The following is a 24,730-nucleotide window of genomic DNA, read 5'->3' on the forward strand; positions in this document are numbered from 1 at the left end:
GCCGGCCGATGGGCTGCGCAGCAGCCCCTATTATCGATTTCACAGACACAGGCGCGTCTCCACATCGGTGGCGGCGGTGCCGGCCTTGGTTGGCTCGAGGAATACCGAGAGCAGGTTGGCGCCGGCGAACTCGGGCGCCCGGCTCAGCTCCAGGTAGTACTGGCCGCCACCAACCGCCGCCTCGCGACGGAACCACACCTTGTCGCGGGCGCCGTTGTCGTAATAGACGATGATGTAGAAGTCCTTGACGTTCCTGTCGCTCAGGCGGATGTCGAGAAAGCCCTTGGACACCGCCTGCCGGGCACTGCCGGCATTGCTCAGCAGTTCGATGCGCTCGCCGACCTGCAGTGCCGGCCGCTGCAGTTTCGTACCCAGTAGCTCCCTGGAAGCCTTGCAGCCGCCGTGTATCGCCGGCACCAGTTGGCGATACATCAACGGCGAGTCCAGGCGGTAGTTGGCCGGCAGTTCCCAGACGATCAGCTTGGGCGGCGCCTCGGGCTTGTAGTCGGCGGACAGCAGATATTCCAGGAGCGAGCCGTCCTCGCCCACGCCGGGCAGTGCGTAGTTGAGCACATCCGCCTGCAGGTACTGTTTCAGGTAGCCGTCGAAGTTGAACTGCTTGCTCTCGTCCTCGCGGGCCGCGGCATTGCTGTCGCCGACCAGGATCACCTCGGGGTCGGGCGCTTCGTCGAACAGGGCATCGCTGCTATCGGCCACGGGCACGGTCTGGTAGCCGCGTACGTACTGGAACCCGTAGTTGTTGCCGCAGATGTAGCTCAGGGCCAGGTTCAGCGTGCCGTCCTTGGGTACCATCACGCCGGGCTCGGTGCTGTAGCGTTTCTTGCTCAAGCCACTGTAGAACGGCTGGCGGCGGATCTCCTCGGCCATCAACCTGGCCGTGGCCTCGGCGCCGGCCGGGGTCCAGTGGTGGTCGCGGCGGAAGAAGTATTCGCCCTGAGGCGGCTGGCGCACCAACTGCATCATCGGCGCCACCACCGCGCCGCCCTGGCGCAGTTGCCCCAGGTAGGTGTCGAGGTTGCGGCTGGCGCGCTCGAAGTCGAAACCATGCAACTGGTCGGCGTAGAGCTTGTCGCGGTGCATCAGGCCGCGGGTTGGCTGGACCGCCATGGCCACCTGGATTCCCTGGCGGTGGAATGCGTCCATCAGCCGGGCGAACTCCGGGCGCATGGGCGCGGGAATGCCGAAGTCGTTGGTCAGGTCGACCATCGAGCGGAACAGCCAGCGCTCCTTGCCGGGGACGATTTGGCGCATCAGCTTCATGCGCCCTTCGGCATAGTGCTGCGGTTCGGCCAGGGCCGGGCAGACCATGCACTGCAGGTTCTCGCAGCCGGGCCGTGCAGGTTCGGCGGCCTGGCCGGGCAGGGCCGTCAGCGCCAGGGTGGCCGCCAGGCCAAGGGGGAGGAAGGTGTTCATGGGCCAGTCATCCTTGCGGCGGTGTGTCACTCGGTCGGGTCGATGCTGTTGGCCAGGCTCAGGCTGCGATTGCCTGGCAGCAGCACGTAGCTGTAGGAGCGGCCTTTCTTGAGAAACAACTCGTCGAAGCTGGCCACTTCCTGACCGCCGACATAGGCGGCGAAGTCGATCTTGATTTCGTTGACCATGCGCGCGCCGGTCTGGCCCTTGGCCAGGGCCTTGACCACCTCGTGCTTGCCGTCGGCGGTGCGCAGCGTGGCCTGGGCCGGGGTCAGGTTGTAGAAGGCCACCTGGGCCTTCTTCGGCTCATTGACGTACTGGTCGGCGATCACTTGCAGCTGCTTGCCGTCGTACACCACGGTGCTGGCGGCGTTGGCCGCCAGGGTCGGCTCGATGGCCGTGGCGCCGATGCCGATCCGGTGTACCCCGGCCGGCACGAAACGGTAGCCGCTGAGCTGCCCCGGGGCGACCTTCTGCGCATTGAGCTTGCCGCTGAGGGCCACATCGATGCTGCTGTCGGACAGGTTGAGCACGCGCACGAAGGCCGAGTCGGCCGGGGCCACGGCGTCGTACAGGTCGGCATTGCCTTCGGCGGCCAGGGCGGTGTGGCTGGCGGCGGTCAGGGCCAGGGCGGTGAACAGGGGCGAAAGCTTCATCAGGTTCTCCTTGGGGCGTCAGAAATGCGCGGGCTGGGCGTCGCGGGCAAGCGCGCCGGGGCGATGGGCAAGCAGGGTGCGCAGGGGAAACTCCCAGATCACGGTGTCGACCTGCGGGTTGTGCAACTGGTCGCTGGCGAGGAACTGGTTCATCGCCTCGAACGGCCCTCGGGCCTCTACGGCGACGGACAACAGGTCACGGTTGAGCGCTTCCTTGAGGAATCCGACGAAGTTCCAATCGTCGATCTTGCTGTAGCTGGTGCCCACCAGCAGCAGGCTCTGCGCCTGTTCGGCGAACAGCTCGTCACTGCTCTGGGCGGCCTTGAGGGTCTCGTACAGTTCGATCGGATTGGCGCCAAACTGTGGCGCCAGGCGGGCATGGTCGAACTGCAGGTAGTTCATCAGGTCGCCCTTGACCGTCTTGTCGCCGGTCTTGTGCGAGACATACACCTGGTCACCGAGCAGGCGCGGGCGCTGGCGTGCCAGTTCATAGGCCGACAGCCGCGCGCCGTCCGGGCTCCAGTGGGTGTCGGACTTGAGGAACAGGCGCGGACCTGCCAGGTTGCGCAGGTAGGCATCACGCAGCGGCACCACATCCAGGCGGCGCAGTTGCAGGTCGGCGACGAAGCGGTCATAGAGGCTGGTCACCCGTGGGTCGAAGGCGCGCTCGGCATGGGTGGCATAGATATCCAGCTTCATCGGCAAGGGCAGCAGCACCAGGTGCTTGCCGTGCTCGGCCAGTTGCTGCCTGACCTTGGCGATCTGCGCCAGCTGGCTCGCCAGGTTGGCGTCCAGGTCGTTGGGCACGCGGTATTCCTGGCTGGTGTAGAGCCAGCCGTCCTTGCCCAGCACCACGCCCTGTGTGCCCTCGCCGAACAGCTGGAAGCGTGCGTCGGCCCACAGTTGAACGGAGGGTTCGCGCAGGAACAAGCGCTTGTCGTAGACCTGCTCGAACTTGCGCAACAGCTTGCCGTCGACGAACAGGTTCCAGCTGTCGGTCTGGGCGCGGGCGAAGCTCAGCACCGGCGGCAGCGAATAGACGAACATCGCCGCCAACGCCAGGGCAAAGATCACACCGTTGGCCTTGCTGGCCGTCTTCATCACCGGGTACACGGCACTCTCCTAGAACTGGAAATACAGGAACGGCGAAAACGAACTGGCCGCCAGGCTGCTCAGCGCCAGCAGGAAGCCCGCCCACAGCAGCAGGCTGTGCAGCACCCCGACATGACGCATGAAGTAGCTGTCCTGGTTGCCGGCGTAGAAGCGCACGTTGTTGATCCCGGCCAGAATCAGCCAGGCGACTGCCACCAGGGCGAAGGCCATGGCCATCTTCGAGGCGCCGAGCACGTACAACTCCAGCGAGCCGAAGCCGTTCAGGCCCAGCAGCGCCCGGTAGATGTCGAGGCTGTGGCGCAGGTCCATGGTGAAGAACAGCGGCATGCTCAGGATGATCAGCAACGCGGTGCGCAGGTTGCGGCCCAGGCGGTACGGCGTGCTGACCTTGGTGGCCAGGCCGAACTTGCGCTCCAGCACCATGCCGATGCCGAAGAACAGCCCCCAGCAGATGAAGGCGAAGCTTGCCCCGTGCCACAGGCCCGACAGCAGCATGGTCCACACCAGCGCCGGCAGGGCGCCGGCCACGCGCTTGCGCACCAGGGGCATGTAGACGTAGTCGCGCAGGAAATGCGCCAGGGTCATGTGCCAGCGCGACCAGAACTCGGTGATGCTTTGCGACACATAAGGCTGGTTGAAGTTTTCCGGGAAGCGAAAGCCCATCATCAGCGCCAGGCCCAGGGCCATGTGGCTGTAGCCGGCGAAGTCGAAGTACAGCTGCAGCGTCGACACCACCAGGCCGAACCAGGCATCGCTGAACTGCAGGCTGCCTTCGCCGATGAACAGCACGTTGATCGGCGCCAGGCGGTCGGCAATCAACACCTTCATGATGAAACCGAGCATGAACCGGCACACGCCCAGCGAGAACAGCTCCAGCGAGTGGCTGCGCTGGCGCAACTGCGGGGCCAGCTGGCTGTAGCGCAGGATCGGCCCCGCCACCAGGTGCGGGAACAGTGCGACGAAGGCGGCGAAGTCGATGAAGCTGCGCGTGGGCGTGGCGTCCTTGCGGTAGATGTCGACGATGTAGCTCAGGGCATGGAACACATAGAACGAGATGCCCAGCGGCAGGAAGATGTTCTCCAGCGTCCAGGTGTCGATGCCCAGCGGCGCCAGCAGCAGGGCCAGCATCTCGGCGCCGAAGTTGGCGTACTTGAAGTAGCCCAGCGTCGCCAGGTTGCCGGCCACGCCCAACCACAGCAGGCGCAAGGCCCAAGGTTTGTCCGCGGCGTCCAGGCGTGCCTTGATGCCCAGGCCGAACGCGTAGTTCCAGGCGGTGATGGCGACGAACAGCAGCAGGAAGTCCGGGCGCCACCAGGCGTAGAACACGTAGCTGGCGGCAACGATCACCAGCGAGCGCCACCGCGGCCGGGCCAGGTAGTAGATAGCCAGGAACAGCGGCAGGTAGAGGAACAGGAATACGTTGGAGGCGAAGATCATGCTGGCCCGTCCTTAGTAGCTGATCACCACGCCGACACTCAGCTGGTAGTCGTCACCGCTGTCCAGCGCGCTGCCTGCATTGAGGTAGCTGGCGCTGACCAGGGTGTTGACGTCCAGGCGCTTGCCGTCGAGGGCTACCGGGAACATCTTCCAGTAGTAGTTGAGGTCGATCATCTGGCCGACGTTGTCGCCCTTGCCGTGCAGCCCGGTGTTCAGTTCGCTCTGGCGTCGGGCGCGGGCATCGGTGGCCATGCGGATCGGCAGCGCGCCGCCCTCGTCGCGCAGGTTGAGCTGGGTCACCCGCAGGTCCAGGGCGCTGCGCGCGGTGGGGCGGGTCTCCAGGGCGAAGCCGTAGTAACTCAGGTTGCGCAAGTCGAGGGCGACGAACGCACTGGTCAGGCGCGTGCTGTACGAGCCCTGGCGGGTGATGCGGTCGGACTGGATCGGGTTGAGCCGGAAGCCGTCGTTGTCGTCGTCCGGCTTGTCGGTCAGGCCGCCGCGCAACGCCAGGCGCGGGGTCCAGGGCAGCGTCTCGAAGCGCTTGCCGACCTCGCCCAGCGCCGCCCAGCCTTTGCTGGCGTGGCCGGTGCTGGTGACGCCGTTGCCGGCGGTGTTGTCCATCTTGCCGTCCAGGGCCGCCAGTTCCAGGTGGTAGTCGGTGGCCAGGGGCAGGTTGTCGCCCTTGAAGAACAGTCCGTAGCGCCAGCCCTTGAAGTCGTAGCGATCGTCGACGTCGTGGTCGCTGCGGTCGTTCTCCTGCATCAGGCGCACGCCAACCTGGTTGTTCGGGCTCCAGCGATAGGCGTACTGGCCCATCAGGTACAGCGTGCGCTCTTCGCTCGCGGCCAGCGAATTGACGTCGGTGTTGTAGTTGTGGAATTTCTGCCCGAGCGCGACGAATGCGTCGGAGAAGGTGTCCTGGTAGTCGAAGCGCACCGACTCCAGGCTGTCGTCCCACCAGATGCCGTAGTCGTCGGCGAAACGTTGGCGGCCGAACGACAGCGAGAAGCGCGGGTCGTCGCCGATCAGGTTGCGCTTGACGTACAGCTCGCGTAGTTCGGCGTACCAGCCCTCGGGTTGTTCGCGGGCATTGTTGTTGGTCGACTCGTTGGCCAGGTTGCTCGACTGGCTGGAGTCGTAGTTCAGCCACAGGCGACCATAGACCATCCACCTGGCCCAGCGTTTTTCCGGCGAGTACCAGGCGAACGACGGCTCGTAGCGCAGGCTGTAGAAACTCTCGCGGTCACGGCCGACCTGGGAGTCCTGCGGGCCGTAGCCGGTCTGCAGGGTGAGCTTGTTGAAGAACTCCGAGGTGATCACCGGTTCGCTGCCGTCAACGGTCGCGACGCGCATCGGCGCGCTGCTGTCGGCCTCGGGGCCGGTGACTTCCTCGGCTGCCAGCACCGTCAGCGGCGCCAGGGCGAGCAGGGCGCCGAGCAGGGGTGGGTGCGCTTTCACAGGGTGGGCTCCTTCAACAGATCGTTGCGCACGGCCAGGGCGCGCTCGATGTCATCCTTGGGCAAGGTCTTGTCCAGCCGCTTGATCAGGCCACGGGCGCGGGTCTCGCCGAGGTCGAGGGCGATGCGGGCGTAGGTGTAGGCCTTTACCGGGTCGTGGCAGATGGCCCGGCCGCGCAGGTGCACGGTGGCCATGCGGTACCAGGCGGCGGTAGAGCCTTGCTCGGCCTGTTGCCGCCAGATGGCCAGGGCGCGCTCCTGGTCGGGCTGGTCGAGGCCGCCTTTGCTGTACAGGTCACCCAGCAGCAGGCGGGCGTCCGGGTAGTGGGCGGCGATCAGCTCGTCGATCAGTGCATGGGCCTTGTACGGGTCCAGGGTCAGCCAGTTATTGACCATGTAGAACTGGGCATCCAATGCCTTGGCGCGGGTCGGGTCCTTGGCCCTTACCTGGGTGATCAGCGCCTGGGCCTGCTCGGCGTTGTGCTCGGTGGGGTTGGAGATCATGAAGTTGGCCTTGGCCACCAGCGCCGGCAGGTAGCCACGGGCGACGGCGTTGTCCAGCCAGCGCTGGGCCTCGGCGACGCCGTCGGCGCGCAGCTGGTCGTCGGCCTTGTCGCGGGCCAGTTGCTCGGCCGTCGGCTCGACCTTGGCGCCCATGGCGCGGCTCTGGCGCTGTTCGCGTTCGGCGTCCAGTTCGGCGCGGGTGGTGCCATGGATGCTGTCCAGCAGCGCGCCGATGCGCTGCACCACCTCCACCGGCAGGCTGGCCATCTCCGGCTCCAGGCTGCGGGCGAAGGCGAGGAAGGCCGGGTCCTGGCGCTCGCCGAGGAAGCGGTAGTAGCGCTCGATGCCGCGTGGGTCGATGCGTGCCGCTTGCTGGTACCAGCGCTCGGCTGCGGCGCGGTCGCCCTGGCGCTCGGCGACCACGGCGCGATACAGCTCAGGGCGGCAGTTGAGCAGGCAGCTCTGTTCGTACAGCGCCAGCAGTTCGGCGGCGCGCTCGCCCGGGAACAGCTGCGGATAGACCAGGAACACCTCCAGGCTGGTGCTGGTGCTGCGCGGGTCACGGTCGTTGGGGTAGCGGGCCAGGGCCTGGCGCATCCACGCCTCGTGACTGCGCTGCAGGCGCGGGGTGCGGTCGAGCAGGCGCGCCAGCGAGGCCAACGCCGGGATCTGGCCGTGGCCGTCGGCGAAGGCCTCCTGGTACAGGCTCACGATGTCCTGGCGGTTGGCACTGTCGCTGTTGGCCAGCACATCGCCAAGCAGTTGCTTGGAGGCCAGGTCGCCACGCTCGGCGAGGGCGCGCAGGTCGCTCGTGACGTCGGCGCCCGGGTCCTTGTACAGCGCGTAGCGGATCTGCTCCAGGCTCTGCCCGGCCCAGCCGCTGCCGGCGCAGACCAGGCCGAGGCCGGCCAGCAACAGGCGCGGGGCGTTCTTGGCGTTCATGAGCGGCCCTCAGTTGCCGCTGCCGAACGGCAGGCCCAGGTACAGGTCGACCGCCACGGCCTTCTGGTAGGCCGCCGCCGGCAGCGGGCTGTCCGGCTGGATGGTCAGCGCCAGGTTGTGGTTCAGCTCGTCGGAGCGGGCGTCCACCACCTTGCCGCTGAAGTGCTGGTCGAGGCCGAACACCTGCATGTCCACCGAGCGCACGCGGCTGACATCGGCGAGCTTGTCGAAGGGCACGTTGGCGCGCACGAACATGGCCTCGCCCTTGGGCAGCAGGTGCATCATCGGCGCGGCCTTGTAGCCGTAGCCGTCCAGCGGTTGCGACGGGTACCAGACCTGGCAGTCGCACGGGCTGTTGATCACCGTCTCGACGCTGGCGCGGCCCAGCAACGCCTGCAGGTCGCCCGGGGCAAGGTCGGCCAGGGCCTTCATGTCAGCCGGGCTGGTGAAGCTGGTGGCCAACTGGGTGGAGATGTTCGCCAGTGGTTGGCCGGCGCGCACCTCGGTGGCGTCGACCGGCAGCAGGTACTTCACGTAGCCGTTGTCCGGCATGCTGATGACCTGGGCGTTGCTCGCCACCGTGGCCTGCAGTGCCGGGATGCGGAAGAACAGCAGGTAGCCCTTGTAGCCGACGAAACCCAGCGCGGCCAGGCCGGCAGCGGTGTACAGCGCGGTGCCGGCGATGGCCTTGAGGCGCTCGCCCGGCGTGCGCGCGCGGGCTTGCTGGTGCTTGCGCGCCTTGATGTAGTTTTCCCGCTGCATCACGTTGAACAGGCCGTTGATGTCGGCAACCTCGCCCGACAGGTAGGCGCTGATCAGGTAGCGCAGGATGTCGCGCTTCTGCGCGTCGAGGTCGACGAATTGCGCACCGACCTCTTTGCCGCGCTGGGAGACGATGCGCACCTTGCCTTCGATCGCCAGGTCGACCTGGTTCAGGCGCAGCTGGATCGAGGCGTCGTACAGCGCGCCGATGGTCAGCGGCGCTTCGTGCAGCAGGCCGATGCCGCCCAGCGAGATGTCGGCCAGGTCCGCCTCGAGCGGCTCGCGCCCGGCCCCGGTCAGGCGTACCCGGGCGTTCATGCGGGTGCGCACGTACTGACGCTCGTCGATGGCTTCGTGGACGATGTTGGCCGGGGCCGCGGGGGTATTGGAAGTACTCATGTGCAGGCGCCTTTCCTTAACGTTGCGTGAGTTCTAGAAGCACGGTGATGACCCCGAAGAAGATGGCGATCGAGGAGCACAGCATCGCCTTCGAGGACCAGCGGTTGAGGCTGGCGTCGAAGTCGACGCTGCCGGTGGCCAGGGTGGTCTTCTGCCGCGTCCAGCGTTGCTGGTCCATGTGGAACATCGCGTAGACCTTCATCAGCGAGCCGACGATCTGGTTGTAATAGAGAACGAAGGGGTACATCGGGCTGACCGGGTGCCCGGCGAAGATGAACAGCACGGTCACCAGGCTGCGCGAGATCAGCACCCAGAACAGGTACACCAGCAGGTACTGGATGCCGAATACCAGGCCGGCCACCACCGAAGCGGTCAGGCCCATCAGGCAGGTCCACATCGACACCCGCTGGTCGAGCAGCACGTACAGGGTGAACAGCCCCAGGCGCGCGCGGCCGAGCAGGGCGGTGGCGCGGAAGTTCTGCCGCAGCGAGTTGCCGTACCAGCGGAACATCAACTGGCGGGTGGCGACCCAGAAGCTGTCGCTGGGTGGGTGCTCGACGGTCAGGGTGTGGCTGTCGGGCACGTAGAAGGTGTCCCAGCCGGCGCGCATCAGGCTCAGCCAGCTGGACTTGTCGTCGCCGGTGAGGAACTGGAAGCGGCCCAGGCGCCAGTGCTCGAGGAAGTCCGCCTCGACGTCGCGGATGAACGCCGGGTCGGTCATCACCCCGGCGCGGAAGAACGACAGCCGCCCGGTCAGGGTCAGCACCCGATGCGACAGGGCCATCGAACACATGTTGATGTGCCGCTGGACGAAACGCATCGAGTGCCATTGGCGCATCCAGCGGCTGCCCTCGACCTCGCAGAACTCGTTGGTGGTCAGGCCACCGACGTCGGGCAGCACGGTGAACAGCTTGACTGCCCGCTCGACGCAGCCGGGCAGCATCATGGTGTCGCCGTCGACCACGCCGACCACCGCATCTTCCAGCGGCATCTGCCGCGACAAGGCACGGAAGGCGTGGGCCAGGCCATCGCGCTTGCCGGTGCCGCGGGCGCGGACGATGACCAGGCGAATATCGTCGCGGCCCTGTACCTCGTCGCGCATGATGTCCTTGATGAACTGCTCGTCACCTTTCTCGACGATCGAGGCGATCACCGTGCACGGCACCTTGAGTCGTTGCACCTCCTGGAACACCGACTGGTATACCTTGAAGGTGGTGTGGGTGGGGATGCGAAAGCTGGTCACCACCATGAACATGTGCGATGGCAATGCCGCGTTGCCCAGGCGCTCGACCTGGCGGCGCAGGCGTGGGAAGCGCCAGTGCAGGAAGTACATGCCGCGCAGGTAGTGGACGATGGCATTGCCGTAGCGCCACATGCCCAGGGTGCCGATGATGAAGATGAACTGGTGATGGCCTGGGTCCAGGTACTGTGGCGCGACCATCTGCGCGGCCAGCGCGATGAGCCCGGCGAGCATTGCCCAGGCACAGAAGGTGGCCGCTGCGCGCAGATAGCCCGGGGCCGCGAGAGGCCGCTGTCGTTGTCGTTCCATGGCGCTGTAGCTCCTTGGGTCGGGGCCCGCCGCAGGGGCGGGCATCGGCGTGCCTTACCAGCAGATGCCGTGGTGTTGGGCGTTGCTGCCGCCGGCCATGAAGCCGACCAGGTCGATCACCTGCTTGCCGGCGTCGAGCGCCTGTACGAAGCGTTCGTCGTTGTTGCCCACCACGATCACCTCGGCTTCATCGATCACCTGTTGCAGGTCGCTGCGCAGCAGGGCGCTGACATGAGGGATCTGTTGCTCGATGTACTGGCGGTTGGCGCCGAACTGCCGTGCATGCTCGACGTTGGCGTCGAAGATACGCAGCTCGTAACCTTTCCCGATCAACTGCTCGGCCAGGGTCACCAGCGGGCTCTCGCGCAGGTCGTCGCTGTTGGCCTTGAAGGCCAGGCCCAGCAGGGCGATGCGGCGCTTGCCGGCCTGGGTCACCAGGTCGAAGGCGGTCTGCACCTGGCTGCGGTTGCTGGCCATGATCGAGCCGAGCAGCGGGTGCGCCACGTCCAACTGGCTGGCGCGGTAGGTGAGGGCGCGCACGTCCTTGGGCAGGCATGAACCGCCAAAGGCGAAGCCTGGGCGCAGGTAGTAGCGCGACAGGTTGAGCTTGTAGTCCTGGCAGACCACGTCCATCACTTCGCGGCCATCGACCCCCGAGGCCTTGGCGATGTTGCCGATCTCGTTGGCGAAGCTGACCTTGGTGGCGTGCCAGACGTTGCAGGTGTACTTGATCAGTTCGGCGACCTCGATCGACTTGCGGATCACCGGCGCGTCCAGGCCCTGGTACAGCGAGGCGAGCAGGTCGCCGGAACGACTGTCGAGTTCGCCGATCACGGTCATGGCCGGGAAGTAGTAGTCCTGGATCGCCGTGCTCTCGCGCAGGAACTCCGGGTTGACCGCCACGCCAAAGTCGCGCCCGGCCTGCTTGCCCGAGGCCTGCTCGAGCAGCGGGATGACCACGTTCTTCACCGTGCCCGGCAGTACCGTGCTGCGCACCACCACGGTGTGACGGCTGGCCTTGTCGCGCAGGGCCGCGCCGATCTCGCGGCACACCGCCTCCATGTACACCAGGTCGAGGTCGCCATTGGCCTTGCTCGGGGTGCCGACGCACAGCAGCGACAGCTCGGTGGCGAGGATCGCCGCCTGCACATCGGTGGTGCCGCGCAGGCGCCCCTGACGCACGCCGTCGAGCAGCAGTTGCTCCAGGCCCGGCTCGACGATGGGCGAGCGGCCCTGGTTGATCATGTCGATCTTCGCCTGGGCGACATCCACCCCCAGCACCTGATGCCCACGTGCCGACAGGCAACCGGCGCAGACCGCCCCCACATAGCCAAGTCCGAAGATACTGATGTTCATAGATCCCTCTCCCCAGGCGCGGCGCAAGGCCGGCCGAGATACTCAGTTCAAGAAGTTATGCAAATGCCAGACGCGCAGGATCAAGCCGCGCTAGATAGGTAGCGGTGCAGGCTGTTTCGTGGTGGTCTTTTTACATCCTAAGGAGTTTTCTGATAGTGCGGCAAGCGTTGTTGGTTAGTTTGTTTGGAATTTTCTTAAAGTTTGTTTTGTTAGTTAAAAAATCCTTTAAAAACAATGAGTTAAAGTTTGATGTAAGTTGGGCGTCAAAAAAATGATTATCTAATTGGTGTCGACATAATGGCGTCAAAACGGTGGTTTTTCGTGATTCTTGCAGTGGCGTGTCCCGCACGTTTTTCTGCTGGCCGATTAATGTCATTCAGGTTCTTTCGTGTTGTCCGCCATCGCCGGCAAACCCTTGCGCGGGCGATGCAAAGCCTGCAGACGGCAGTGCTGAACCCACTGTGGTGGCATGTCTTCTGTCCCCCCTGATCCAGGGCGTGGCGCAATGATGGCTTGCAACGATTGGATCCAATTGGCATAGTGCCGGACGATTGTGCAGACATTCACTCGGGTGCGGGATGCACCCGTCTTCCATTCATGCAAAGGAGGCAAGCAGATGAACGGATTTGGTCCGCGACTCAGAGAAGAGCGCGAACGCCTGGGCCTGACCCAGCGCATTTTTGGCGATATCGGCGGTGTCGAGCCCAACGCCCAGGGCAAATACGAGAGCGGCGAACGCACGCCGCGCATGGACTATCTCGCGGCGGTCGCAAGCCGCGGCGTGGATGCGCTGTATGTGCTCAGTGGCGTGCACACCCCAGCGCCCCTGGACAGCCTGACCTCGGATGAGAACCGCCTGCTAGGCGCCTTTCGCCGCCTGCCGTCGGCCGACCAGGCTGCGGTGTGGCACCTGCTCAACCGCCTCGCGGGTGAAGAAGGTGGCCATGAAGGGTTGCGCATGCGCCGGCCTGACCGGCAGGCATATTTCCATGACGCTTTGCGCTAGGTTCGTTGTGAAAAATTTTGTTAAGGTGGCGGGATCCAATCGCCCCACTGACGAGGTGTCTGCTTGATTAGGGTCCTGGTGGTCGACGATCACGATCTGGTGCGTACCGGCATCACACGCATGCTGGCCGACATCGACGGGCTGCAGGTGGTGGGGGAGGCGGACTCTGGCGAGTCCGCCCTCAAACTGGCCCGCGAGCTCAAGCCGGACGTGGTGCTGATGGATGTGAAGATGCCAGGGATCGGCGGCCTGGAGGCCACGCGCAAACTGTTGCGCAGTCACCCGGACACCAAGGTGGTCGCGGTGACCGTGTGCGAGGAAGATCCGTTTCCCACCCGCCTGTTGCAGGCGGGGGCCGCGGGCTACCTGACCAAGGGCGCCGGGCTCGACGAGATGGTCCAGGCCATCCGCCTGGCCTTCGCCGGCCAGCGCTACATCAGCCCGCAGATCGCCCAGCAGTTGGCGCTCAAGTCGTTCCAGCCCCAGGGGTCGCCGTTCGATGCGCTGTCCGAGCGGGAAATCCAGATTGCGCTGATGATCGTCGGCTGCCAGAAGGTGCAGATCATCTCTGACAAGTTGTGTCTGTCGCCCAAGACCGTCAATACTTACCGTTATCGAATCTTCGAAAAACTCTCGGTCACCAGCGACGTCGAACTGACCTTGCTGGCCGTCCGTCACGGTATGGTCGACGCAAGTCTTTAAGCACACCTCATGTCCCAACCTTTTGATGCAAGTGCGTTCCTGGCGACCTGCAGCGGTCGCCCGGGCGTTTACCGGATGTTCGACGGCGAGGCCCGCCTGTTGTACGTGGGCAAGGCCAAGAACCTCAAGAAGCGCCTGGCCAGCTATTTTCGCAAGACCGGTCTTGCGCCGAAGACGGCTGCCCTGGTGGGGCGTATCGCCCAGGTCGAGACCACCATCACCGCCAACGAAACCGAGGCGCTGCTGCTCGAGCAGACGCTGATCAAGGAATGGCGCCCGCCCTACAACATCCTGCTGCGTGACGATAAGTCCTACCCATACGTATTCCTGTCTGACGGGGAATTCCCACGCCTGGGTATCCATCGCGGCGCGAAGAAAGCCAAGGGCCGCTACTTCGGCCCGTACCCCAGCGCAGGTGCCATCCGCGAATGCCTGAGCCTGCTGCAAAAGGCGTTCTCGGTGCGCCAGTGCGAAGACAGCTACTACGCCAACCGCACCCGCCCGTGCCTGCAGTACCAGATCAAGCGCTGCAAGGGGCCGTGCGTGGGCCTGGTGACGCCCGAGGAATACGCCGAGGACGTGCGTCACTCGGTGATGTTCCTCGAGGGGCGCAGCCAGCAGCTGGGCAACGAACTCAATGCCGAGATGGAAAGGGCCGCCATGGCCCTGAATTTCGAGAAGGCCGCCGAGCTGCGCGACCAGATCGCCCTGTTGCGGCGGGTCCAGGACCAACAGTACATGGAGGGCGGCTCCGGTGATGTCGACGTGGTGGCGGCTTTCGTCAACCCGGGCGGTGCCTGCGTGCACCTGATCAGCGTGCGTGGCGGCCGGGTGCTGGGCAGCAAGAACTTCTTCCCCCAGGTGGGCATCGAGGAGGAGGTGGCCGAGGTCATGGCCGCGTTCCTTTCCCAGTACTACCTCGGCAACGCCGAGCGCGAGCTGCCGGGCGAGCTGATCGTCAACGTGGTGCATGATGACTTCGCCGCCATCAGCGAGGCGGTGCAGACCCTGCGCGGCCGCGAGCTGAGCATCAGCCACCGTGTGCGCGGCACGCGGGCGCGCTGGCAGCAACTGGCGGTGACCAACGCCGAGCAGGCCCTCAACGCCCGCCTGGCCAACCGCCAGCACATGGCCGCCCGCTTCGAGGCGCTGGCCCAGGTACTGGGCCTGGACGAAGTGCCGCAGCGCCTGGAGTGCTACGACATCAGCCACTCCAGCGGTGAGGCCACCGTGGCCAGCTGCGTGGTGTTCGGCCCGGAAGGCCCGCTCAAATCCGACTACCGCCGCTTCAACATCGAAGGCGTGACCGCTGGCGACGACTACGCCGCCATGCACCAGGCGCTGATGCGCCGTTACGGGCGGATCAAGGACGGCGAGGGCAAGCTGCCCGACGTGCTGCTGGTGGACGGCGGCAAGGGCCAGCTGAACATGGCCCGCGAGGTGATGCAGGAGCTCGGCCTTACCGATCTCACCCTGCTCGGCGTGGCCAAGGGCGTGACCCGCAAGGCCGGTTTCGAAACTCTCTACCTGAACGACGTGGCCCACGAGTTCACCCTCAAGGGCGACTCGCCGGCCCTGCACCTGATCCAGCAGATCCGCGACGAAGCCCACCGCTTCGCCATCACCGGCCACCGCGCCCGGCGCGGCAAGGCCCGGCGCACCTCGAGCCTGGAGGACGTCGCCGGGGTCGGGCCCAAGCGCCGCCGCGACTTGCTGAAACATTTCGGCGGCCTGCAGGAGCTCAACCGCGCCAGTGTCGACGAGATCGCCAAGGCCCCCGGCATCAGTAAAAAGCTTGCCGAGTCGATTTATGCCAGCCTGCATAGCGAGTAGAATGCCGGGTTCAACTCGCAGCCAGTCGTACCGATGAATATTCCAAACCTGCTCACCGTTCTACGCGTCCTGCTCATCCCGATCTTCATCCTGCTGTTCTATGTGCCCTATCACTGGAGCTACATGGCCGCCAGCACGGTGTTCGCCATCGCCGCCGCCACTGACTGGCTCGACGGCTACCTGGCGCGTCGGCTGCAGCAGAGCACCCCGTTCGGCGCCTTCCTCGACCCGGTGGCCGACAAGCTGATGGTCGCCGTGGCCCTGGTGCTGCTGGTGCAGGTGCACGCCAACTTCTGGCTGACGCTACCGGCGGCGGTGATCATCGGCCGCGAGATCGTGGTCTCGGCGCTGCGCGAGTGGATGGCCGAACTCGGCGCCCGCGCCCATGTGGCGGTGTCGAACCTGGGCAAGTGGAAGACCGCCGCGCAGATGCTGGCGCTGGTGATCCTGCTGGCCAACCCGCCGCTGCTGACCTTCTGGGTGGTGCTGGGCTACGGCTTGCTGCTGGTGGCGGCGGGGCTGACCCTGGTATCGATGGTGCACTACCTGGTGGCCGCCTGGCCGCACCTGCGCGAAGGTTCGGAGCAGAAGTAAAAGTTTTTTTGAATCAAGGGGTTGACGCCGTTCTGTAAATCGCTAGAATGGCACCCATCACGACGCGGGAATAGCTCAGTTGGTAGAGCACGACCTTGCCAAGGTCGGGGTCGCGAGTTCGAGTCTCGTTTCCCGCTCCAAATATCGATCTACAGAATTCCATTGGAGTCTTTAGATCATTGAAAATAGACGCTTCGGCGTCTTTTTTCGTTCCAGCGCAGTCTGCCTGAATCCGCCAGCCGCGACGAAATTCAAGTACATTTTTGCGTACAGCGATTCCGGGTAGTTGGCGTAGCGGATTGATGGCAGAACTGGGGCTTGGGCATCGATATACCTCTCCTCATGAAAATGCCAGTCAGTTTGCCTGACTGGCATTCGCTCTCAAGGCCACTTTTTTCGGGCTGAGCTCAGCGCTTGACTACTTCTTGAGTTGCACATCAATGGCGTAATGCCTGCCCGCTTTTTGTTGAACCTTGAACGACACTTTGTCGCCATTTTTCAGGTCAAGACTGCCCACCGACTCCCTCGGCAGAACGACATCGTCTTCGTCAATTTCATGGTCGAGAAAGCCCGCTTTCAACTTGCTGTTGTACAGCTTGACCTTTGCAACTTTGACATCGCTCATCACTCTCACTGCCTACGTGTGGGGCGCCGCTGGGTTGTGTACGCAATGCTAAACCAGTGCCCGGTTTCAGAAAATGCCGTTTTCAACCGTCGTCGGCTGCTGCAGGGTGTGCAGCAACCGGCACAGCCCAATGGGCTCAGCTCAACAGATGCCCGCCGCCGCCATGGCTCCAACGGAAGTGTTGATCCATGGGAACGGAGTAACGACCCCACAGACTCGCCGGCCCCGAACTGTCATTTTTAGCCCACGCGATAATGGCGAAGACTGACCCTTGCACGATGTAGGCCTCTACTGCTTTGCCCGTCACCCATGCCGCCGCCGTGAATCCGCGTGGCAAGATGGCAAGGCTGTGTATGTGATGCAAGAACTGCAACGGTTTGCCAAGCAACCCGGCACGTGTATAGGCCAATCTGCTGAAGTTGAGACGCTCCGAGTGGCCAAGGTAGTCGAGTACCCGCTCGGCATAGTCCATTGCCTTGGCCAGAAAGCCCTGGCGAGTTTTGGGCGCCATTTGTGTCCATGCTTCCCTGGCCTTGGGAAGGCCGGTCGGGCGCACCCTGTTAGGTGCCCGCCATGTGCGTACTTTCATCCGTAGGGTTTTCCCCAACTGGCGCATCGTTCGCATCCCGTTTTTGATCAGTGTTGGCAGTTTCTTGATCAAGCCCAATGCGCTTTCAAACAGTGACAGCACGCCGAACACCAATGAGGCATGGCCCAGCTTCCTGGACAGCTCAGGGTTGCTGTCCTCCGTCAGTGCGGCGGCAACTTCAAAACCACACGATAGAATCGCGCAGGTGGTCATCGCCATGAAGAATGCCGAGGCAGCGCCACCGCTCATCACCGAAGCGGCGACACCCACCACGGTCAGGGCAACGGACAGTGCGATCCCGCGCCACCGGCCGCCTACCGGCATGGGCTGTGTTTCCCGGAGCGCCTGTTGATACATGCTCAGGTCCCGATCTTGCCCCCAGCGGCTAAGCATGATTGCGCCGCTGGGGTCGTGAAGGTTGACCGGGTCCGGACAATGGGCGTAATCATTGATGCCCCCTTCGCCGAAGGGGCTCAGCCAGTCGGGCTGGGCATACCGGCGCAGGGCAGGGTCGTAGCAGCGGTAGCCGTTACCGGCATGATACTGGCCCGTTACCGGGTCACGGCGCATGCCGTTGTAGCCATTGACCACGCCTTCCAGCGAAGCGCCTTCGCCGAACGGCAACAACGGAGCCAGTTGCAGTTCGCCGTCGAGGACCTGCCCAACGATACCGACCTGGGGGTCGTCGATCAGCCAGCGCACCTGGTTGTCGTCATACTGCGCCAGGCCCGGCGAAATGCAGGTGCTGCGGGTTGCCTCGCCGGCTTTGTCGAAACAGACCTGGCCAATCAGCTCATCGCCGTCGTATCGCAGTTCACGTGTGGTCTGGTCGTGCTCGGAATACTGCATCGCCAGGCGTTGCAGAGCGTCGTACTCATAGCGGGCCAACAGGGCGCCTTTGGCATCCTTGACGCTGTCGAGCTGGCCGGCGGCATTGTAGGTCAGCGCTCGTTTCTGGGTGTCTGCCTCCAGGTGACCATTGCTGTTCCACTTCAGGCGGGTTGTTTGCTTGCCGGTTTTCAGCGAAGTCAGGCGGGTGGGGTCGGCAGTGCTGTCGAAGGTGAATGTTTCCGTTACGGCATCCCCGTCGAACGGGGTACTTGTGCACTGGGTGAGGTTGTCGAAGGCGTCCCATGTGAAGGTCTGTGCCTTGATCGGTGTGCCATTGCTATCTTGAGGGCAAAGTGCTGCTTGCTTCGCGTCGCAGGCATAGCTTGCAAGGCGGTCGAGCTCGTCGTAGGTGAAGCGTTCGGTGCGCAGCAGCTTGCCGTCCTGGTAACTGGCCTTGCTTTCCAGGCGGCCATCGCCGCGCCAGGCCAACTGCTGGCTGAAGCACGCCACGCCATTGCGCAGGAAAGTGCGTACCGTCTCGCGGTTGAAGCCATCCCACTCGCTGTGGACCTGCCACTGCCCTTCGCCTGTCAGGGCATGGGCCTGGCGCGCTTGCAGGCGGCCAAGCTCGTCGTAGCGGTACACCACGTCCTCATGTTCCTCACAGGTGCGTAATACCCGCTCTTCACTGTCGGTGAACACCCGCTGCCAGCGGCCATTGGCACGGCGGGTGGCGATGCGTTGCCCGCGAAGGGTTTGCCATTCATGGCCCACTACAGTGCCCCGGGGCGTTTTTTCGGTGATATTCCGCCGGCCTGGCACTTGCGCGCTGGCGAATGTGTGCCGCCAGCCCTTGCCCCCGGGCGCGGCACTCACCACGGTCGCCCCGGCTTCCTGGGTTGTGCTGTACAGTGCATTGTCACCAGCCTGGAAGCGCGCCCCGTCGGCATCCTGGAGCGTTTGCAGCCTGGTTTTATCGGGTAGGGTCACGGCTTGGTCGGCAAACCCGTATTCGCGGCTGCCCACCTTTCGTGATTGCAGCTTGCCTGAGTCTGTCAACGTTTGCGTCGCCATGACCTTGCCGTCTACGGTCAGCTTCGTAACCTGGTTGCTGAAACCGTGATAGGTGCGTTTGATGACGGTGCCATCGGGTCGTCGTACTTTGGTTATCCGGCCAAGCAAGTCGCGTGACAGTCTGTAGGCTTGAGTTTGTTCGCCGACAGTACGGGTGTGGGAGACGATATGCCCATTGCTGTCGTAGAACTGCTCGACTTGCAATTGCTGTTTGCCGGTATCGTCCTTCCACTCCATGGCGCGATTGAAAAAACCCTTCGAGATTGCCGTGGTCGTGGTGGTTCGTGTGGACAGGCACTGCGGGCCGAGGCCCGATTGCTCGGTGACCTGAATGGTGAGGTCTTTCGTAGAGAGGGATAAAGCGTCGGTGAGCTGGATTGCTGCTGAGTAATTTAATGCCTCTGCAAGTGCATCCTCCATGTCAGACTTGGAGCGCAGGTTGATGCGCATGGGGTCGCTGTAGCCAATATATTTTTCAACATAAAATAAATCGATAATTTCGGTGATGTTACCTTTAGAGTTAAAGTCGTTAATTTTTTCCTTTTTAAGTTGCCATTCCGGGCTCGGATCCCATGTGCTTACCTCTGAGGCGAACTCTTCAAGCCCGTCAGAATTTTTGAGTCCGGCAATGGCCTGAATTGTTTTAAATAGTTGGTATGGATTGTTGATGTATACGTTGTAGCGGTATTTCAGGTCTATGAGTTTCAGGCAGGCATAGCTGAATGTAGTTACTTCTTTGCTCGGGGCGTTGCCGATGAGTTCTTCTTCGCGATTTTGTTCGTATTTTATATTTTTTAAGGGGGCGCTTCGATCCACCTTCGCAATGATGTTTAATACTTCATGGACAAATTCCTCTGCGTCTGCCCTATAAAAAAATGGGGGGGGCGTGGGGGGGCTGGGCAGCCTTTCAACAACAATTTCTTCAGTTCCAGTCAAAGCAGGCTCAGGCTTCGTTTCCTGCTCCAACCATGGGCACCTGCCCGCGAGTCTGCGCAGAGGTGAATCCTTGCGCACAGCCTGCCCACCCGGCAGGTAATCCCATGACCAGCTCCCGAGCACGGATTCATCCAGGTCGTTGAAACAGCATTCATCAACGGGCACATAACCCTCGTTCGCCGATCTGCGCCACAGGCTGCGCCAGCTGCGTTGCAGCCCATCGAGGTACTCCAGGCGCTGACTGCTATCAAGGTAGGTGTGGGTTACCTGCGTACCATCGGCGCTGTACGCTGAGGTGATGCGCTCGTCGACCGCCTGCTTGGCGGATTTACCGCTGCTACCCGTCGCCAGTCGGTAGCGTGCCTCCTGGGTGACCCGCCCTGAAGCATCCCGCGTGAAGTGCGTTTCAAGGCCATTTTCCACGTATTGCAAAGCACGCCTGCTATACCGTGAGCGCAACGTGCTGCTTACTTGGGTGGTACCCCCAGCAGTGGTTGTGCTGACGGTGACCTGGATGCCGGGCGCGTTTGGATTGTCCACAAACTTCTGAACATGGGTCACTTCCAGGGTCTGGCCGCTGTGGTGCGTCACCTGTTTGTTGGTGATCGACCATTCCACAACCTTGCTTTCCTTGCTGGAGGTTTTCTTGCGCTCAGGAACCGTGCTGGCGGTAGTGATTCGGTGGTCCAGCGCCTCAAGTCCTGCCAGCTTCCAGTCTGCGTTCTGGTCCAGGATGTCGTTGGTCAGGCTACCTTTTAGACCCTCGATGATTACAAAGTCAGCCAGTTCCAGGTATTCGCGCGCGTCGCGGGTGACTTTACGGTAACTGTAGAGCTTGAGGCTCTGGGGGTTTCCATAATCGTCACATTGGTACTCCGCCATCAGGGGGGCGTCGGCATAGTCCGGAACAAAAGGGCACTCCAGCGTCGGCACTTCTCCAAGGAGCTCCGATACCTTTTGCGCTAGCCAGTTTCCCTGCTTATTGTCGTGAAGCATTACCTCCGCAGCGTGGTAATAGCAATAGTGAATCGAATGTGAGCCCGCAACATACAAGCGGATTCGGCGATCCAGGGCATCGGTCACGACAGTGGTCGCCTCTACCGTTTTACCCAAACTCTCGCGCTGCGCCTTGCTCGCGAGGCTGAGCATGCCCTTGATTGCCTCGTGTATCAGCCTCCTGTTCTTCGTGGAATACGTCCACAGCAACTGTAACACTGCATCTCGGCGCTCCATGGCGGGAGCGTCGGCGGTGATACGGAATTGCGACCCGTCGAGTTTGATCACAATGTTATTGACGACCTCGGCCAGCTCATCGCCCCAACCGTTGTATTTGAAGGTCATCGTCGCCCGCTCTTGGCGCAGGGAAAACTCCAGCGAGTGGCCTGAGCTGTCCCCGGAGCCGCGCAGCTGTGGCGTCCGGTTGCCTTGTTCGTCGAGACCATAGCAATGCAGCTCGTGCACTATCGACGCGTGCGTGCCCGTTCTCACCTGGCTGATGAACAGTTGGTCATCCGGGTGCTGGAAACTGCCCGTGTAGGTATAGCGGTCGATATGGTTCTGTTGCCCATGCCCCGGCAATAGCGCATGCAGGGTTACCCGTGGCAGGGCTGGCGAACCCTTCAACTGCGCGTCTTCTTTCTTGTACTGGACGCATTCAACAGAGCCGTCGAGCTCTTCAAGGCGGCACAGCACCCTGTCCAGGGTCGGGTCATCGTCATAACCGCAGTCCACCTGCTGCAAGACGGTCTCGTTCTGCACGCGCTTGAGGGTGCGCAACAAATAATCCTTGAGCTGGAGTTCGACGGTAAAGGCTTCGTCGGTACCCGGCCAGAGCTGCATGTTCACCTGGCTTCCCTTGGCTTCAGACGGGGTCAGGTACTCGGCGCTGAACAGTGTGCACCCCCCACTCTTGATGCCCATCAACAGGAACTGGCCCTGCTGGCGCTTCCATTCCAGGTCCAGGGCTTCACCGTACTGCGAGACGATACGTGATGGCAGCAGCTGCACGAACGGCCGCTCGTACTGCGCGATCCGCTTGTCCAGCTCCTTTGTGTTGGCATGATTTTCCCAAGCCCTCACAGCCTCATGGAAATCAAGTGCGGTAGCGCCGAACCAGGCGGCAGGCAGGATCGCCATAAGCACATATTGCGTCCAGTCCGCGGGCTTGTCAGCCGGGTAGCTTTTGCTCTTGATGGCCTTCAGCAACCCAAGCACGGTTTGGCGAAAGGCTTCGTTGGGTTCAACCTCATCGCTGCCCGCGGCAGTGGGTTTGCTCAGGATTTCCTGTCGCCCGCTCGGGAATTCGATCGTGAAGGTGCTGTAGTCCTTGGTGCAGCTCACGCGACAAGCCTTGGTCCTGACGGCCTTGCCTTCACCCAGGTTTTTCCACTGTTCTTCGCTGAAGTAAACCGGGGTGCCGTCGGCCAGCGTGAGCAAGCGGTGGTCGTTCGCCTGAACGGCGCTGGTGATCATCCGCGAGAACCGCCAGGCCCAGCCATCCCCGAGCCCGGCTTCGTTGGCGCGCAGCGCTGAGTAGTGCAGGGTCAGGTCGCACACCGGGCCAAGCCCGTGCAAGCCTTGCAGTGTGGCGATCGGATAATGGGCATGGAACAGGCCGCTGCGCTCGTCGACACCGGTGCGGTCCTGGTGGCTGGTGTCGAAAACTTCGGAATGGTTGGTGTTGCCGTAGTCCTCGCAAAGGAAACTGCTTGGCGTGTAGGCCGCCATCGGCGCCGGCGGGGTGAACTCGACGGCTTTCGCAGCATGCCAGAAGCGGGTGGGGTGGAAGGCACCGATATGGCCTACAGTCAACTTGGTGCTGTCGCGAGCACTTTCCGGGTAGGTCAGGTGAAGGTCGTAACCCTGGTTGTCGATCGGCCCGGCCCAGGTCACCTTGGTTTCGGTGACCTCCACCGGCCATTGTGGGTGCGCATTGGGGCGGGGTACACAGGCGGCTATACGGTAGCCTTTATCATGGGCAGCCTTGTCCAGCCTGAACTCCAGTTCTCCGTTCAACGACTGCACGCTCACCTGCACGGTCGCGTCGGCCGAGGTCACGTTGAACGTGGCTTTTTCGGCGGGTGTGCGGCCGGGCCAGTCGTCGGTCTCCAGTAGGTACTTGACATAGTCGCCGTCGCTCCAGGTTTCGCCATCACCAACGTTGTCCAGGGTAATTTGCAATTCCGAGTATCGAGGGACGCAGAGCGGCGCAGTGACCGCCCCAACCTGGACCTCTGGCCAAGCCTTTTCTTTGAGGAAATTGGCCAAGGCTGTAAGCCAGGCGCTCTTGTCGGTGACGTCAGCGCCGTCCTGAGGTTTGAACAGGGCACGGTGAAGGAGCCTGCGGCTGGCCGGGTGGCGCACGGTGATGAGCACGGCATCCACGATTTTGTTTTTCCAGACAGATTTCAAGTCTGGGCCGGGCAAGCGATTGGCGGCATCAGGCAGGGAAGTGAAGATGCGCAGTGCATCACCGCGTTGCCACAGGTGCAGGTTGTCAGCCTCGTCGTCTATTTCAGCCTGGGGGTTGTGCGTGGCTACTCGCAGGTAAGGCGCCACGCTCGACGCGTTGAGTGCATGCGCCCAAGCCGCCTGCCATTTACCGGCTGCGCGCTGGGCTGCAGTAGGGGCCCACTCATGCTTGGCGAGCAAGCGATGGGAGAATGCGTCGTAAACCCACGCCTGTACCGTTTGCCCTTCTTTCAGAGCCCCTGCGCTTTCGACTGCCTGGCTTTGCCACCAGCGCGCTTCAGTCAGGGTCACGCAAAGCTCGGCGCATTGCGGCGCCCAGAAGGCATTGCCGCTTTTAGCAGGGGTCACACTGCAACCGTCGAGCACGCCTGCACGCAGCAAACGGCTGTCGCGGTTGATCTGTTCGCATAGCGCCTGGGACCAGTTATCGCCCGCTTGGGCGGCGGTAGGCGTGAAAAAGTGATGCTCGTACAACGCCTGGGCGGTCACATCGCGTACCTGCAAACACAGCGTGACCCCTTCACTTGGGCTAAAGGAGTCGTCGCACGCCAGTACCTGCACGATGTTGCCGGCAAAAGGCGCGGTGCTGAAGGCTCGGTAGCGCACGGGGCTCCACAGGCGCAAGGGCTTGGTGGCGGTGGAAAACGTGTTGGTATCGCTCCATGCGCCTGCCGTAATGGCCTCACCGGCTGTCGCAAGATGCTCGGCGAAGGCTTTTGGCCACAATGCGGCGGTGAGTTTTTCCTTTGGCGGCGTGTAATCGATTCTGCGGATATCGCCATCCAGGCGGTCGATCAGGAAGGCACTCAGCACTTCGCCTTCGCTCAGCGCGCGCCCGGCCTTGATCGTGCTGCAACTGCTCCAGCCTCCCTCTAGGCTGCCGACCCGCTCCAGGGCGAAGTCGCTCATGTCGGGAAGGTAGCCGTTGGGCTGGGTAGAGATCAGGTAGGGGGTGGCCAGCTCCATCAGCAAGGCGCCCGGGTTGGTGCTCAACGCATTCGCGGCGTCATGAGTTCGCGCGTCACTCACAGTCAGCTCAAGGTCCAGCGCAGCCGGCAGTTTCAGTGTCCAGGCGGTTTGGGTTTTATCACTCCTGGAGGTCAGCACTTCGCCGCTGTCGTGAATGATGTGCTGGATCTGGATATTGGCGTCGATGCTGTCTGCGAAGGCCTTTACCCGCGCCGACAGGGCGTCTTCGCCGGCGATGTAGTCCAACGTGCAGGTCCACTGATGGATGACCCTGCGGGTGTGTTTATCATGCAAGGCACATTGCACTTCGCGCTTGCCGATACCGCCTTCAGGGGCCTGGATGAATGCTTCCAGGGCCTGCGCGAGTGTGGATTCACCGCCGATGGCGTTGCGCAACGCGCAGGACCAGATGTTTGTTTTATCGGTTTCTTCAAAGCGGCGTTTTTCAAGGTGGTTGTCGCGTCTGACCTCTAAGTCATGCTGCTTGCTTA

General features: G+C 63.0%; 15 protein-coding genes and 1 tRNA gene. 5 read left to right on the forward strand and 11 right to left on the reverse strand.

The features are described from left to right. Window positions 1-39 precede the first annotated feature (39 nt). The 9 genes from ACODS9_RS25355 to ACODS9_RS25395 are packed head-to-tail and all read right to left on the reverse strand — an operon-like array spanning window position 40 to window position 11,609. Window positions 40-1,434 carry an alginate O-acetyltransferase AlgX-related protein gene (locus tag ACODS9_RS25355; RefSeq protein ID WP_267301160.1) on the reverse strand — a complete coding sequence of 465 codons (1,395 nt, stop codon included), beginning with the start codon at window positions 1,432-1,434 and terminating at the stop codon, window positions 40-42. 26 nt (window positions 1,435-1,460) lie between these two features. Beyond that, window positions 1,461-2,090, reverse strand: coding sequence for an alginate O-acetyltransferase AlgF (locus ACODS9_RS25360; protein WP_267301161.1), 630 nt, complete (start codon window positions 2,088-2,090; stop codon window positions 1,461-1,463). Window positions 2,091-2,108: 18 nt separating this feature from the next. Next, window positions 2,109-3,203, reverse strand: a complete 1,095-nt coding sequence (locus tag ACODS9_RS25365; RefSeq protein ID WP_489095032.1) for an alginate O-acetyltransferase — start codon at window positions 3,201-3,203, stop codon at window positions 2,109-2,111. 9 nt (window positions 3,204-3,212) lie between these two features. Then, window positions 3,213-4,640: an MBOAT family O-acyltransferase gene (locus tag ACODS9_RS25370; RefSeq protein ID WP_489095033.1), complete on the reverse strand. Its 1,428-nt coding sequence runs from the start codon at window positions 4,638-4,640 to the stop codon at window positions 3,213-3,215. 12 nt (window positions 4,641-4,652) lie between these two features. Further along, the gene (locus tag ACODS9_RS25375) at window positions 4,653-6,098 is read right to left on the reverse strand and encodes an alginate export family protein (RefSeq protein ID WP_489095034.1); all 1,446 of its coding nucleotides are present in this window, start codon (window positions 6,096-6,098) and stop codon (window positions 4,653-4,655) included. Further along, entirely contained in the window at window positions 6,095-7,543 is a 1,449-nt protein-coding gene (locus tag ACODS9_RS25380) for an SEL1-like repeat protein (RefSeq protein ID WP_489095035.1), read from the reverse strand. Before ACODS9_RS25380 ends, ACODS9_RS25375 begins: the two co-directional genes overlap by 4 nt. 9 nt (window positions 7,544-7,552) lie before the next feature. After that, window positions 7,553-8,704, reverse strand: a complete 1,152-nt coding sequence (locus ACODS9_RS25385; protein WP_489095036.1) for a PilZ domain-containing protein — start codon at window positions 8,702-8,704, stop codon at window positions 7,553-7,555. A gap of 16 nt (window positions 8,705-8,720) precedes the next feature. Next, a complete protein-coding gene (locus tag ACODS9_RS25390) occupies window positions 8,721-10,253 on the reverse strand; it encodes a glycosyltransferase (RefSeq protein ID WP_489095037.1) in 1,533 nt (510 codons plus the stop codon). A gap of 54 nt (window positions 10,254-10,307) precedes the next feature. After that, complete coding sequence (locus ACODS9_RS25395) at window positions 10,308-11,609, reverse strand: nucleotide sugar dehydrogenase (RefSeq protein ID WP_489095038.1); 1,302 nt, start codon at window positions 11,607-11,609, stop codon at window positions 10,308-10,310. Window positions 11,610-12,225: 616 nt separating this feature from the next. On the opposite strand from ACODS9_RS25395, the gene ACODS9_RS25400 reads away from it, so the two are divergent. The 5 genes from ACODS9_RS25400 (at window position 12,226) to ACODS9_RS25420 (ending at window position 15,884) form a co-directional block, all read left to right on the forward strand. Then, window positions 12,226-12,615, forward strand: coding sequence for a helix-turn-helix domain-containing protein (locus ACODS9_RS25400; RefSeq protein WP_046855102.1), 390 nt, complete (start codon window positions 12,226-12,228; stop codon window positions 12,613-12,615). Between the two features lie 63 nt (window positions 12,616-12,678). Next, window positions 12,679-13,317, forward strand: a complete 639-nt coding sequence (gene gacA, locus ACODS9_RS25405; RefSeq protein WP_023631421.1) for a response regulator transcription factor GacA — start codon at window positions 12,679-12,681, stop codon at window positions 13,315-13,317. A 9-nt stretch (window positions 13,318-13,326) separates the two neighbouring features. Next, complete coding sequence (gene uvrC, locus ACODS9_RS25410) at window positions 13,327-15,150, forward strand: excinuclease ABC subunit UvrC (RefSeq protein WP_489095039.1); 1,824 nt, start codon at window positions 13,327-13,329, stop codon at window positions 15,148-15,150. 33 nt (window positions 15,151-15,183) lie between these two features. After that, window positions 15,184-15,744, forward strand: a complete 561-nt coding sequence (gene pgsA / locus ACODS9_RS25415; RefSeq protein WP_038706385.1) for a CDP-diacylglycerol--glycerol-3-phosphate 3-phosphatidyltransferase — start codon at window positions 15,184-15,186, stop codon at window positions 15,742-15,744. Window positions 15,745-15,808: 64 nt separating this feature from the next. Then, window positions 15,809-15,884 (forward strand) — tRNA-Gly (locus tag ACODS9_RS25420). 278 nt (window positions 15,885-16,162) lie between these two features. On the opposite strand, the gene ACODS9_RS25425 is transcribed toward ACODS9_RS25420, so the two are convergent. Both ACODS9_RS25425 and ACODS9_RS25430 read right to left on the reverse strand, forming a co-directional pair. Continuing rightward, window positions 16,163-16,369, reverse strand: a complete 207-nt coding sequence (locus ACODS9_RS25425; protein WP_401109587.1) for a hypothetical protein — start codon at window positions 16,367-16,369, stop codon at window positions 16,163-16,165. A gap of 136 nt (window positions 16,370-16,505) precedes the next feature. After that, a complete protein-coding gene (locus ACODS9_RS25430; protein WP_489095040.1) occupies window positions 16,506-24,635 on the reverse strand; it encodes an RHS repeat-associated core domain-containing protein in 8,130 nt (2,709 codons plus the stop codon). Window positions 24,636-24,730 lie beyond the last annotated feature (95 nt).

This window comes from Pseudomonas sp. FG36 (assembly GCF_057809275.1).